Source organism: Candidatus Soleaferrea massiliensis AP7 (assembly GCF_000820765.1).
Classification (GTDB): Bacteria; Bacillota; Clostridia; order Oscillospirales; family Ruminococcaceae; genus Soleaferrea; species Soleaferrea massiliensis.
This window is the reverse complement of the sequence record NZ_CCYH01000029.1, coordinates 185,788-198,941: the sequence shown is the minus strand read 5'-3', so window position 1 is coordinate 198,941 and position 13,154 is coordinate 185,788. Positions and strand designations below refer to the sequence as shown.

The 13,154-nt window shown below is 47.6% G+C and carries 12 protein-coding genes and 1 riboswitch; of the genes, 9 read left to right on the top strand and 3 right to left on the bottom strand.

Annotated elements, in window-relative coordinates; translation table 11 throughout:
* Position 1 precedes the first annotated feature (1 nt).
* Genes BN348_RS07465 through BN348_RS07455 form a run of 3 tightly spaced genes read right to left on the bottom strand, consistent with a single transcriptional unit; the run spans position 2 to position 3,879 of the window.
* Positions 2-1,102 carry a GerAB/ArcD/ProY family transporter gene (locus BN348_RS07465; RefSeq protein ID WP_052446798.1) on the bottom strand — a complete coding sequence of 367 codons (1,101 nt, stop codon included), beginning with the start codon at positions 1,100-1,102 and terminating at the stop codon, positions 2-4.
* A gap of 5 nt (positions 1,103-1,107) precedes the next feature.
* Positions 1,108-2,265 carry a Ger(x)C family spore germination protein gene (locus tag BN348_RS07460; RefSeq protein WP_040197214.1) on the bottom strand — a complete coding sequence of 386 codons (1,158 nt, stop codon included), beginning with the start codon at positions 2,263-2,265 and terminating at the stop codon, positions 1,108-1,110.
* Positions 2,266-2,277: 12 nt separating this feature from the next.
* Positions 2,278-3,879, bottom strand: coding sequence for a spore germination protein (locus tag BN348_RS07455; RefSeq protein ID WP_040197213.1), 1,602 nt, complete (start codon positions 3,877-3,879; stop codon positions 2,278-2,280).
* Between the two features lie 223 nt (positions 3,880-4,102).
* Here BN348_RS07455 and BN348_RS07450 point away from each other — a divergent pair, with 223 nt between their 5' ends.
* The 9 genes from BN348_RS07450 to BN348_RS07410 all read left to right on the top strand — a co-directional run bounded on the left by BN348_RS07450 (position 4,103) and on the right by BN348_RS07410 (position 13,151).
* Complete coding sequence (locus tag BN348_RS07450) at positions 4,103-4,366, top strand: helix-turn-helix domain-containing protein (protein WP_040197212.1); 264 nt, start codon at positions 4,103-4,105, stop codon at positions 4,364-4,366.
* Positions 4,367-4,864: 498 nt separating this feature from the next.
* On the top strand, positions 4,865-5,659 hold the full coding sequence (locus BN348_RS07445; RefSeq protein ID WP_040197211.1) for an amidohydrolase family protein: 795 nt from the start codon (positions 4,865-4,867) through the stop codon (positions 5,657-5,659).
* A gap of 523 nt (positions 5,660-6,182) precedes the next feature.
* Positions 6,183-6,272: riboswitch (cyclic di-GMP riboswitch) on the top strand.
* Between the two features lie 466 nt (positions 6,273-6,738).
* Positions 6,739-7,140: an RNA polymerase sigma factor gene (locus tag BN348_RS07440; protein ID WP_040197210.1), complete on the top strand. Its 402-nt coding sequence runs from the start codon at positions 6,739-6,741 to the stop codon at positions 7,138-7,140.
* Positions 7,141-7,222: 82 nt separating this feature from the next.
* The gene (locus tag BN348_RS07435; protein ID WP_040197209.1) at positions 7,223-7,432 is read left to right on the top strand and encodes a hypothetical protein; all 210 of its coding nucleotides are present in this window, start codon (positions 7,223-7,225) and stop codon (positions 7,430-7,432) included.
* Entirely contained in the window at positions 7,380-8,834 is a 1,455-nt protein-coding gene (locus BN348_RS07430) for a DEAD/DEAH box helicase (protein WP_040197207.1), read from the top strand. The genes BN348_RS07435 and BN348_RS07430 overlap by 53 nt, the downstream gene beginning before the upstream one ends.
* A gap of 6 nt (positions 8,835-8,840) precedes the next feature.
* Positions 8,841-9,305: a gp33 family protein gene (locus BN348_RS07425; RefSeq protein ID WP_478209980.1), complete on the top strand. Its 465-nt coding sequence runs from the start codon at positions 8,841-8,843 to the stop codon at positions 9,303-9,305.
* Between the two features lie 22 nt (positions 9,306-9,327).
* Complete coding sequence (locus tag BN348_RS07420) at positions 9,328-10,098, top strand: hypothetical protein (protein ID WP_040197206.1); 771 nt, start codon at positions 9,328-9,330, stop codon at positions 10,096-10,098.
* A gap of 64 nt (positions 10,099-10,162) precedes the next feature.
* The gene (locus BN348_RS07415) at positions 10,163-12,088 is read left to right on the top strand and encodes a bifunctional 3'-5' exonuclease/DNA polymerase (protein ID WP_040197205.1); all 1,926 of its coding nucleotides are present in this window, start codon (positions 10,163-10,165) and stop codon (positions 12,086-12,088) included.
* 4 nt (positions 12,089-12,092) lie between these two features.
* On the top strand, positions 12,093-13,151 hold the full coding sequence (locus BN348_RS07410) for a DUF932 domain-containing protein (protein WP_040197204.1): 1,059 nt from the start codon (positions 12,093-12,095) through the stop codon (positions 13,149-13,151).
* Positions 13,152-13,154 lie beyond the last annotated feature (3 nt).

Below are 13,154 nucleotides of genomic sequence, written 5' to 3'. Positions count from 1 at the left end.
ATTACCCTCCTTGTTTTTTAGGAAGTCTGCGCAGAGCTGCCACCAATAATGTAATGACTGGAAGTAAAAATTCAAAGATACTTGCAAAGAAAGGCCATGTTTTCATCGCACTTTCAACTTGCGAAACCGGATTGTCATGCATCGGTACTACCAAGCCGATAAAGATAATTCCAATCGGAATCACCACCGGCTTATATGACTGTAAATTAAATAAATGGCCGATACCCAATGCGACTGCGTAATGAATAACAGAAATCTTCATAAAAATTGAGAATATTAACATACCCACAACAATAAAATCCATTCTGGTTAAGACTTTTGCTACTTCAATCTGACGAATCGTTGTAATGATAGGACTTCCTGCAATGTTAGCCATATTACCCAGAACCCCGCTGACCATTACCGAGGAGATAAACATGGTTGCCGCGCCAATGGTTAATCCCAGAAGAACTGACTTCTTTGCCTTCTTCATGTTGTTTATATATGGGATTAGCATCATAAAAACAAATATCTCGCCAAAGAAGATGGTAAGAATAATATGATTCGCCTGAATGAAATCCATAAGGGGAACATTCAAAACCGGTAATAAATTATTAAATTCGAATTTGCTAGCCGTTAAAATTACAATCAATATGACTGATATTGATACGATTACTAAAAATATCAAGCTGATCCGAGCAAGAGTCTCTACTCCGTTTCGGACTGCCCAAGCACAAGCAAATACAAGCATAACAGCGAATATGATTACAGGCGTATCTACCATAAATAAACCGGCTATGAAATCGGATAGAAACCTTAAATTTGCAGTAGCCATTAATATGAAAAATATAATATATAATACAGAAACCATCTTGCCTAGATAAGGGCCAAACACGATATTGTTGAGCTGTATAAGGTTTTTACCGGGAAACTTCTGCATTAGCTTTACGTAAACCAATGCGAAAAGTGCCATCACAGCAAAGGATGTTAACAAAGCTAGCCAGACATCCTTTGGGGTGATGTCAAACACAAAGGTAGTCGAAAATATGGAACCTTGAATAAAAATTCCTATTAGAAATATCAGTTGTGAGCTTGATATGATACCTTTTTCTAATTTCATCATAAATTCTATTCCTCATCCGGATGCGCGGGTTCTCCAATCTTACCTGTTCCGTACAACTCAGCGTCTACTTCAATCTCAACCTGAATATTTGGGAAAATATCATCCCATTTGCTCTCGAGTTCTTTCCATTGGCCGGGATATTTACGCTGCACCGCTTCACCAAAGCCAAAGACATCAGCGTTTAGTTTCTGAGCTTTTTCTACTGAAGCTGTAATTTCATTGCGAATAGCCGAGGCATTCTTTTCTCCAAGTTTTAATATTTCAGAAGTGGCTAAGTTTTCAGCACACGACTGACTGCCAAGATTGCTTTGCTCTTTGATTTCAATCTTTATGGAAATATTGCCGTCCTTGATTTCAGGAGTGACAGTGCTGCTGGCCTCCATAATTTCAAGATCGACTTTTCCCTCGCCGTCGGGACATTCGACTACAATAATTCCGCTTTTGACTTCACCATCCACCCATAACAAGCCTCTGGTTTCAGTCTTGTTTAGCTGGCCTACGAGCTTACCCTTTTTGAAAACAGCAGAGCCTGATATAACAATCTTTTGTTCTTCACCTTCACCCGAGATTTCAATAAGCGGGGCTACGGGCGCTGTGGTTTTGCTCATCAGGCGTTGTAAAAAAGGCAGCAATTTCATTGAATATGTCTCAGCGTTATACTGTTGAGCTTCGACCAATTTATCGATATTTATTGCAGGCACCTTTTCCAGCCCCCGCTCTATATCTAAAATATCGCTTGGCTTATCTTTGTCTGCAACCAAAACCCAAGTAATAATACGTGTTTCATTGTCGCGCACAAAAAAATCGATATATTTTTGAACCCCCTCTTCAGCTACCTCTCGGCTGAATATGAGTACTTTATTGTGTTGAAAATACAATTTGCGAGGAGACTCATGGGTATAACTCCGTACTGTACTAAAGATCGTTTCTGCTTCGTTTGTAATATTCCAGTATGCTTTCTCTTGACTGCCGCCGCCTTTACTATCCTTTGCTAAGGCACTCGGTTTCGCGATTTGAGCAGTTAGTAATACATTCCCACTTTCGGCTTTATCGATGCCCACGCCAACTACAACGGCATAATCGTTCAATTCATGGTAACTCCAGCAACCGGTCAAGTTGAATGTTAGAATAATGCATATCATTAGACTCATTATTTTTTTCATAACTTTTATACCCTATGATCTTGTTTGATTTTCTTCTTCGGGCGGAGGAGTAGGTTTTAATCCACTTGACTGTCTCTTACTCTCCTGTGCTCCGATATCTTCAGGGCGGGTAGCCATGCCCCATATTGGTACCCTGATAAACGTATCTTTAAGATCACGTCTAACCAAAGGAGCCAATGGCGATAAATATGGAGTGCCAAATGAACGTAATGTAGCCAAGTGAACCAAAGCGCAAATCAACCCTATAATGATGCCGTATCCTCCCATGACTCCGCCAAGTATCAGCAGAATGTATCGAAGCATACTTGCGGAATCTGTTTGTGCGGGAATCACAAAACTACTTACGGCAGTAATCGCAATGACAATAACCGTAAAATCAGAAACTATTCCGGCCGCAACAGCAGCTTCACCGATTACCAGAGCACCTACAATGCTGACAGCCTGACCGACGGGGCGGGGCAACCGCACACCGGCTTCTCTTAGAATATCGAATACGAGTACCATAACAAAAAGTTCCAAGAACAGAGGGAAAGGAAGGCCTTCCTCTGAGGCCATCAAAGTGAACATTAAAGGAGTCGGTATCAATTCAGGATGATACGCTAAAACTGCAACATAGACTCCAGGAGTCAGAATTGTAATCATATACGATACATATCTTAATATCCTTATAATGCTTGAAAAAAAGGTTCGGGAATAGTAATCCTCTGAGGTTTGAAAACTTTCAACAAAGAGCATAGGAACGGTTAGCACGAAGGGGGTGCCGTCTATAAAGATCGCCGCTCGCCCTTCCAAAATTTTTGCAGCCACCACATCCGGTTTTTCACTATTAGCAACAGTTGCGAAAATAGAATACGGTGCATCCTCGATGAATTGTTCGATATATCCTGATTCAAGGATAGCGTCCGTATTAATTCTGTTTAGTCTGCGCTTAATCTCATCGATCAGCGCCGGATTAACGATGCTGTTGAGATAGGCAATGCAAACATCTGTTTTCGTTCTGTTGCCTATTTTCATTGTTTCTAATATTAAGTCCGGGTTCTTTATTTTGCGCCTTAATAAAGATGTATTGATACGTAACGTTTCGGAAAATCCTTCGCGCGGCCCTCGAACGACATTTTCTGTTTGAGGCTCCTGAACTCCACGGGTCTCCCAAGCCCTGGTACTCATTACAAGAGCTTCATCAAATCCATTAATTAATAGGATTGTATCACCAGACATGCAACCATCCACGAGTTTATTTATGGAAGTAATCTGTTTAACTTCTCCTACCGAAAGCAGGGTTGTTTTAATATGGTCGATATTTTCTTTATGTGTTTCTTCCGAACAGATGGTACGACTATCATACATTAACGGTTTTATTATACTCTGGTTAATTGTAGCTTTATCTACCAAGCCGTCAACATAGATTAGTGCAGCATGAATTTGCGGTTTTTGGCCAAAAGCAAATTCGCGGATAACAATATCGCTGCTTATACTGAAAATTTTTCTTAATGTATCGAGATTACTATTAAGATCAAGGGATAGGGATAGCTGAGATGATTGAGGGGCACTATCCTCATCATTTGTCTTTTTATTTTTTAAATGCTTTAATACTTTTTTTATATATTGAAACATTTTATACCTCTTTTTCTTTTTGGGGTACATAGTGGCACTCTTACAAAATCCACCATCTTTATTATGTTAAAATAATCCAGTATCTATGTATATTGTTGAATTTCTCCGTGCAGCTGTGGCTCGGGAAGCGATTTATGCAAATAGTATTAACCACCAGAGCTGTTTTTATACTGTAAAATACACTTGATTGTAAACAGTATTCAACAGAAACGGCGGTTTTGGAGTGTTCAAATTAAAATCATCAGATGGCAGCAACAACTTATGTGGCAAGAACATTGAGAAATTACGGCTAAATATGGATCCCCCCTTATCCCAAAGAAAACTTGCATATAAGATGCAGGTGATGGGATATGATGTGGATAATCATGTGATAAGAAGGATCGAGACAGGTCAGCGATTTGTGACGGATATTGAGATCAAGGCTTTTGCTGAAGCTTTGGGGGTTTCATACAGCGATTTAATAGATGGAATAGACAAACAGAACTAAAACCGGTCGACATGACGAAAAGTCTATGTTGACCGGTTTATTTTATTGCAAAAACTATATTGAACGAGTTGGAGTATAATTGTAACCATAATCTACCTATGTAACAAGATATTGTAATAAACCGATAAATCATGCTATAATTCCCTATAATTCGACATGTATGATAGGGGGGGGTATAGCATTATGCATTGTAGAACGTCAGAGATTAAAGAGGCAATAAAGAGATGGGTTAACTATGGATGGGAATGCAAAATAATACGTCATAATCTTTGTAGATTTTATGGAATTGATGCTCCAAGAGAAAGAATTCAGATTATTATCGAAAAAGTTCAAAAATACAAGAAATGAGAGAGTTAAAGCATAAAAAATATGCCCTGAGAAGGACATTTTAACTAGCATTACTTAACTACAGCAATTAGAATAATTATGTTTATGTTAGTTCTTTTTACCTTTATAATAATATTATATTTTTTTGTAATTGGAGGGCAATAGCTTAAAGTGATAGTAGATATACATATACACTGTTTCCCAGATGAAGTTGCACAAAGAGCAATATCAATTCGTTCACAAAGATTTAGAATTACGCCTGTTACGGACGGGACTATAGGGGGACTGAAAGCTTCAATGTCAGAAGCGGGGGTTGATTTAGGGGTATTGCAACCTATATCATATAAACCTGAACAGACTGTTAAAATGAATAGATGGGCAGCCCATGTAAAACAGGCGGGGATAATGAGCTTCGGTACAATTCACCCAGATTTTCCTGGATGGAAACAAGAAGTTAAATGGTTAGCGAGTGAAGGGTTTAAAGGCGTTAAATTTCACGCAGACTGTCAAGGGTATTATGTTGACGATCCTAAAATGCTTAAAATATATGAAGCAATAATTAATGAAGGTTTAATCATACTTTTTCATTCGGGCGTTGATCGGGCTTTTTCAGAACCTTTTCACTGTACACCCTCAAGATTAAGAAAAGTAGTAGATATATTTCGAGGGGCTGATATTATAGCTGCTCATATGGGTGGATATAGGTATTGGGATGAAGCAGAAAAACATTTATTAGGTTGTGAAATTTATTTTGATACTGCATATTCAATCCATGAAATGGGTATAGAAAGAACAGAAAAATTTATAAAGCAACACGGTGCAAATAAAGTACTGTTCGGAACTGATTCCCCTTGGAGAAATCAATATTTAGATATTTCGTTAATTAAATCCTTAAACCTTGACATTAAAGATATTAACGGAATACTTGGGGAAAACGCAGAGAAACTTCTTAAATTATCTCAATAGATAAAGCGGACAAGCTCTCCTGTGTGGTTTTTAACGAAACGCTGTACAATGCTTTCCCTGTCGGATCAGCAGCGAACGGTTCTTATGCTTGTTGACATATGACATTAATAGCGGTAATTTATATTTAGTTAATGGCATATGCCGATTATAGAATGAGGATGGTGAGAATGCCCAGACCGAGAAAATGTCGTCACGTCTGTTGTCTGCCAGGTAGCCTAAATTTTGGCCTGCTGGCACTGCTATTGATTTCAACTGCTTCAATCCATAGTAAATAGGCATTTGATAAAAAGCCTTGCTAAAATGAGTATTTGAAGAGGAAAGTTCATATACCCCCTGCACACAGGCAAGGCTGAACCCATATGAAATGATTGAAGTAATGGAACAAATTGTGAATAACATCGTCTAATTATGTAGGAGGATGATACATTTATTTTATCTAAAATAGTGTGTCTGAAAAAGCCAAAACTCACTAATTAAAAACATTTTAAGTTATTATAAATTATTTTATAAAAAAGTAAATTATCAGCGCTAAGGGCAAACCTGCCTAAAGGCAGGGACGCAAAGCCATAGGGTCTAAGGTACTTACGGGTACTATGATAGCCTGGTTGCCGCAGATGTATATGTATTTACACCTGCCCTTTTTAGCGGCGGGTTTTTTTGTCTGGCGGCAGAATTGCGCAGCATGGTTTGTTGCAGAGCTTTTGACGAGCGCCGCCGTGCCTGTTGTACATAGATTTACTTAATAACACTATAAGGCGATAACGGCGGCTTTTATTTACTGAAGCAGAATAAAGCCGCCGTTTTTTCTTTTTCAAAAATAGGCAAACGGTGGGTGTATTAAGTGCGCCCTTTTTGACGGCGGTACCAAGGAGGTAGCGCCGTGTTTTGTCTATGTATCCGACAAAAACCGAGCCAATGTATTAAAATATGCCGCCAAGCGCGGGATATGACTGTGAAGTCATGTCCCGCGCTTTTTTTATTACGAAAAAAGTCAGGCGTTGCCGGATTTAGGCGACCGCTCCCTCGCGCTCCTCCCTGACTTCCTCCCCCCGAGTTTTCGTGGAAGGAGGTGAAACTGGATGAGCAAGGAGTATTACATCGAACTCAACGGGAAACGGATACCCGTTTCGGAGGAAGTATATTACGCCTTCAAGCGCCCGGCTTGGCGGGAGCGCAAACGCAGACAAGTTCGCTCCGACAACGAGCTGTCGCTCAACGCCCTCGCGGACGATGGCTTCGAGGTGCCCGACGAAGCGGCGCTGGTGGATGAAATCGTCGAGGACAAGCTTCTGCTGGACATGCTGTTTAAGGCGCTTGCGGAGTTGACCGACGATGAGCGGTTCCTGATCGACGCGCTGTTCTATCAGGAAAAGTCCGAGCGCATGGTTGCCAAGGAGATCGGTGTCTCTCAAAATACGGTAAATTACCACAAAAACAGGCTTCTGGATAAACTCCGGAAGCTAATAGAAAAAAATTTTTAGTTTTTTCTCTATCAACTGCCCTCTCACTTTCCTTTGGATTGTGAGGGGGTTTTTTTATTGCCCCGGATCGGAGGTGAAATCCATGAGAAAAAACGCACATGCCGCCTTGGCGCAGAGCGAGGATACGACGGAGGAGCTGATCGGCGTCCTGACCGCCATCAGCGTGGTGTCAAGGCGGCTGGCGAGAAAGCTGGCGCTGCTTGACAAATCGGCATCAGCGGAAAGGAGGAAAAGTCAGGATGGAGCAGCCAGCGCCGAAGTTACCCATGCCGATCAGAGCCGCGCCTTATAAGCATCAGGTCGATGCATTCAACTTCGTATGCGGGAAGTTCGGCTTGGTTCCGGTGAGTGGGATGGCCTCCCCCGGCGCGGCGCTGCTTATGGAAATGGGCACAGGCAAGACAATCACCAGCATCGCCGTCACCGGCGCCCTTTATCAGGCAAGCCGGATCCGCAGGGTTTTGGTGGTCGCGCCGCTCTCCATCCTCGGCGTATGGGACGAGGAATTCGCCAAGTTCGCGGCTTTCGATTACACACTGGCAGTGCTTACCGGTACCGGCGCGAAAAAGGCCGACACCCTGCGGCATATGCGGGGTTCTCCCCTGCAGGTGGCGGTGGTGAATTACGAATCGGCGTGGCGGCTGGAAAAGGAGCTGCAGGCGTGGAATCCCGATCTGATGATCGCCGACGAGGGGCACAAGATCAAGACACACAATATCGCCGCTTCAAAAGCCATGCACAGGCTGGGCGCGCGGACGCGGTATAAGCTGCTGCTCACCGGCACGGTCATCACGAACAAAGCCATCGACGTATTCAGCCAGTACAAGTTTCTCAATCCGGCGATCTTCGGCCAGAGTTTCTATGTGTTCCGGAACCGGTATTTTGATATGACGGGCTATGGCCAACACACGCCGGTGCTCAAGCGGTCGATGGAACAGGATTTAATGCGCCGCCTGCACAGCATCGCCTTTCGGGCGACCAAGGCCGAATGCCTTGATTTGCCAGAAACCACGGACATCGTGCGCAAGGTCGAGCTGGAACCTGCCGCCGCGAAAATTTACATGGATCTGGTCAAGGACAGCTATGCCGCGCTTGGCCAGAGCGAAGTAACGGTGACAAACGTCCTCACGCGCCTGCTCCGGTTGTCACAGCTCACGGGCGGTTTTCTCGGTGACGACGAAGGCAACGCGCCCCAGCGGGTCAGCGCAGCCAAACAGGAGGCGCTCGAGGATATCGTCGATGACGTGCTGCAGGAAGGCAGAAAGCTGGTGGTCATGGCGCGCTTCATTCCGGAGATCAACGCCATCCGCAGCATGCTCGAAAAGAGGGAAATCCGGTATTCGCTGATCATGGGCGGCGTGAAAGACCGGGATATGCAGGTGTCGGCGTTTCAGAGCAACCCACAGGTGCAGGTGTTTGTCGGACAGATCGCCACAGCGGGGCTGGGCGTGACCCTCACCGCCGCCAGCACGATGGTTTTTTACAGCTTGGATTACTCCATGTCGAACTTCGAGCAGGCAAAAGCACGCATTCACCGTGTCGGCCAGAAGGAAAATTGCACCTACATATACCTGACAGCCAAAGGGACGGTGGATGTGCGGGTCATCAGGGCGCTGCGGGATAAGGCCGATCTGGCGAGGATGCTGGTGGACGATTACAGAAACGGGTTGAATCCCTTTTCAGACGGGAGGTGAAAAGCATTGCAATCGCAGGATTACGAAGGAAGCGGTCAGCTCGACGGCACACTGTCGGACAGCGAAAAAATGTTTGAGCTGGCCGAGCAGCTCCGAGTGCTTCGGGAGCAAAAGGAAGCCGCCGAGCAGCAGCTTCAGGAGCTGAATGCCAAGATTAATGAGACGGATTACCGGCTCTCGGAACTGATGGCAGAATCCGAAACGCAGAATTTTACGCGCGGCGGCGTGATGTTCTATCTGGTCACGAAAACGCGGGCGTCCGCCGTGGCGGGCTGCAAGGAGGAGCTGTTCGCGGCACTTCGCCGCGAGGGCTACGGCGAACTGGTGACGGAAACCGTCAACGCCAACTCCCTGTCATCCTTCGTCAAGGAGCAAATCGAAGAAAACGAGGATGTTTTACCCGACTGGCTTTCAGGGCTGGTGAACGTCTTTGAAAAGACCTCGGTCGGGGTTCGCAAGGCTTCAAAATAACACATTTAAGGAGGATTTCAAAATGTCAAACAAAAAAGAAACGGCGCTCACAGAGCATAAAAGCAGCGGCTTTCTTCAGCTGGCGGATGTGAATATGGCCGAGATGATGACTGAGGAGCTGGACGGCTTGGACATGAGCTTTGAGCGGATCAAGATTCCTTCCGCAGGCAGCACAGTGTTCGAGGTTCCGGGAGAAAATCCGGGGGAACCGGATACCGTCAAAGAGTTCTCGGCGGTGATCCTGTACCATCACCCGCTTTTCGCCTACTACAAGAGCAAGTATACCGGAGGCAACAACCCGCCTGATTGCGGCAGCTTCGACGGGATCACCGGGGAGGGCGATCCGGGCGGCAGCTGCAAGACCTGCCCGTACAACAAATTCGGCTCGGGCGAGAATGGTTCCAAAGCGTGCAAAAACCGCCGCCGCATTTTTGTGCTGCGGGAGGGCGAGATTTTCCCGCTGCTGCTCTCCCTTCCGACCGGCAGCTTGAAGGAGTTCACGAAGTACATCAAGCGGCTATTGGGCAAGGGTAGAAAATCCAACAGCGTGGTCACGCGGTTTTCGCTGCGCAAAGCCACGAACAGCGGCGGCATCGCCTATTCACAGGCACAGTTCGCCATCGACCGCGTCCTCACGCCACAGGAATACGCGCTGCTGGAGAAGCTGTCCGAGCAGGTAAAAGTATTCAGCAAGCAGGTGGCATTCAACTTCGACAATACGCTGGATGACGATGGAGAGGATTTCGCCGAAATCGATCCAGCCACCGGCGAAGTCATCGAACCGCTGAGATAAGAATCGGCCTATGGCGGGAGCGCGGCGCAGACCGCCTCCCGTCACAGGCGGCAAGGAGGAAATCATGGACTATCAATGTGTAAAAACATTTTCCGAAATTAAGGATTATCTCGGCGGCGCAACGCTTGTGTCTTTCGATTTTGAAACGAGTCCGTTGGACGACTATCGCAATGAGGAGCGTGCCGCGCTGGACGCGCACAAGGCACACATCGTGGGCGTCAGCTTTTCGGTGGCCGAGAAGTCGGCGATTTATGTACCGCTGGCTCACCGCACCGGGGGAAACGCCACCGATCAGGAAGCTATATGGCACTGGCTGACCGGGGCTTTCTTTCAAAATACCGGAATCATCAAGGTCGCGCACAATCTGAGCTTTGAGGCGATGTTCCTCTATGCTCTCGGTATTGTCATGCAGGCTCCCGTATATGACACCATCGCCGCCGCGCAGATGACGCTCAAGAGCCACACACAGTTTCGGTCGCTGGCCGACAGCGGTTTGAAAACGCTGGTGCCGGAGCTGCTCGGAACCGAGCTGCCCAGCTTCGAGGATGTCACGGCAGGTCGGTATTTTGATGAGCTGGATCCGCAGGACCTGGAAACCGTCCGCTATGCCTGCGCCGACAGCGATTATGCCATGCGGCTTTATCACCTGTTCAACAGATGGTTTGACCGATACCTGCCGAAACACCGCTTCATCGTGGAGCAGATCGAATCGCCCACGGCGATTTACTGCGGGCTGATGAAATACAACGGCCTAACGGTGGATCGGGAGCTGATGGCCGCCAAGCAGGAAGAAGCCGATAACCGGTTGGCTCAGCTCCGGGAGGAGATTGCCTTTATGACCGGCGACGTGAATATCGGCGCGAACGCCGCCACCTCAGCCTTCAAAAAGTATTTATACGACGATCTGAAGCTGCCGGTGTTCAAAACGACGGCCAAGTTTCAGGAGGCCATGGACGACGAGGCGTTGGTGCTGCTGTCCGAGTGGTGCGAGGAAAACCGCCCGGATTTAGTGCCGCTGTTCAAACTGATTCAGGAATATCGAAAATGGGGCAAGATCAAATCCACTTACATCGACGGCTATCTGGAACATATCAGCGAGGCTACCGGCAGGATCCACGCCGACCTTATGCCGCTGGCCACAGAGACGGGGCGTTTTGCGGCACGGAAGCCCAATCTTCAAAACATGCCTCGCGCCGGTACGGACGATATTGGCATCCGTAACTTCTTTGCGGCACCAGAAGGCAAGGTTTTACTTTCATTGGACTTTTCACAAATTGAGCTGCGAGTCGGCGCGTTTTACTGCCGCGACGAACGGATGCTGGAAATCTATCGCACAGGCGGCGACATTCACGCCCAGACCACCTCGGTTATTTACCATATTCCTTTTGAGGATGCAGCGGACAAAAACGCCGAGCATTACAAAGAGTGTCGTACCATCGCCAAGAATTGCAACTTTGGGGTGTTCTTCGGGTTGTTCCCCAAAGGACTGTATCGCAACTTGAAATTCAAGGCAGGACTGAATACGCCGCTGTCGGAATGCGAGCGGATCATCGACAACCTGAAGGCCGGGTACCCCCGCCTCTCGCGGTGGCAGGAGGAAGTTAAAAAACGGGCTGAATACCACAAATATACGGAAACGTGGCTGGGCAGGCGGCGTTACCTGCCGGGCATCGCCTCACAGGATTGGGGCAAGAAGTCCTTTGCCGAGCGGTGCGCGCTCAACACGCCCATTCAAGGGTCGGCGGCGGATATCCTCAAGCTGGCGCTTGGCCGCATCGTTGCCGGATTGACTGACCGCATGTGGCTCCGGCCTTTATTACAAATCCACGATGAGCTGGTTTTCGAGCTGCCCCACGACAAGGTGCCCGAAGCAACGGTTTTCATCAAGGCTTGCATGGAGGCGCTGCCCTTCGAAGGGTTTGACATACCCATTGTGGCCGAAGCGGCGACAGGCCCTCGTTTCGGCGAACTAAAAGAATTGGAGGTATAGGAACATGAAAACAGGAAGAACATTGCAAGATTTAGCGCGGGAGCTTGACCGGCAACGTGAAGCCAAGCGCGATTTTATCGTAACCTCCGACGCAATGATGCTGGAGGACAGCGCGGAACTTTTCAGCTTGTGCCGCCCGCTTCCGAGCGGAATGCGCGAGGTTACGCCATACGGGATGACTGATCTGTTTCACCGACAGCTTGGCGCTGCGCTGGGCATTCCAGCAAAGTATTACGATAAAATGCGCGGCGAATATCCGGAGCTTCTGGCACAGAACGTCAACGGCTGGTTCAGGCATGTACCGTCAAAACATACCATCCGCACGCTGGATGGGACGGCCAGAGCATTTTTAAGCGATAGATACCGCAGAATCGACAATTACGACATCGCCAAAGCGACGCTGCCGATCATTAGCAAGATGCCGGACGCACAGGTCATCAGTTGTGAGGTCACGGAAACGCGGATGTACATAAAGGTGGTCAATCCCCGGCTGGAGGCCGAGGTGCAAAAGGGCGACATCGTGCAGGCGGGCATCGTGATCAGCAACAGCGAGGTCGGCCTCGGCAGTGTGTCGGTCATGCCGCTGGCCTATCGGTTGGTATGTCTGAACGGTATGATCGTGGGCGACTTCGGTCAGCGGAAATATCATGCAGGCCGTGAGCTTGAGGAATCGTGGGAGCTGTATAGCGATGAGACGCTGCAGGCCGAGGACACCGCATTTATGCTCAAGCTGGCCGATATCGTGCGCACCGCCGTCGACGAGGCGCGGTTCGCCACGGTGGTCGATAAGCTGCGGGAGGCCGCCGAGGTCAGAATCACCGCACCGGTGCCACAGGTGGTGGAGCTGACTGCGAAACAGTACGGGCTGACCCAGACTGAGGAAAACGACATCCTGCAACACCTAATCAGCGGCGGTGACCTATCGCTTTACGGTTTATCCAACGCTGTCACCCGCGCGTCGCAGGACGTACCGGACTATGACCGCGCCACGACGCTGGAAGGTGTGGGCTGGCAAATTGTCGCCATGCCCCGGGAGGTTTGGGCGGCCATCAACGAGGCGTGAGGC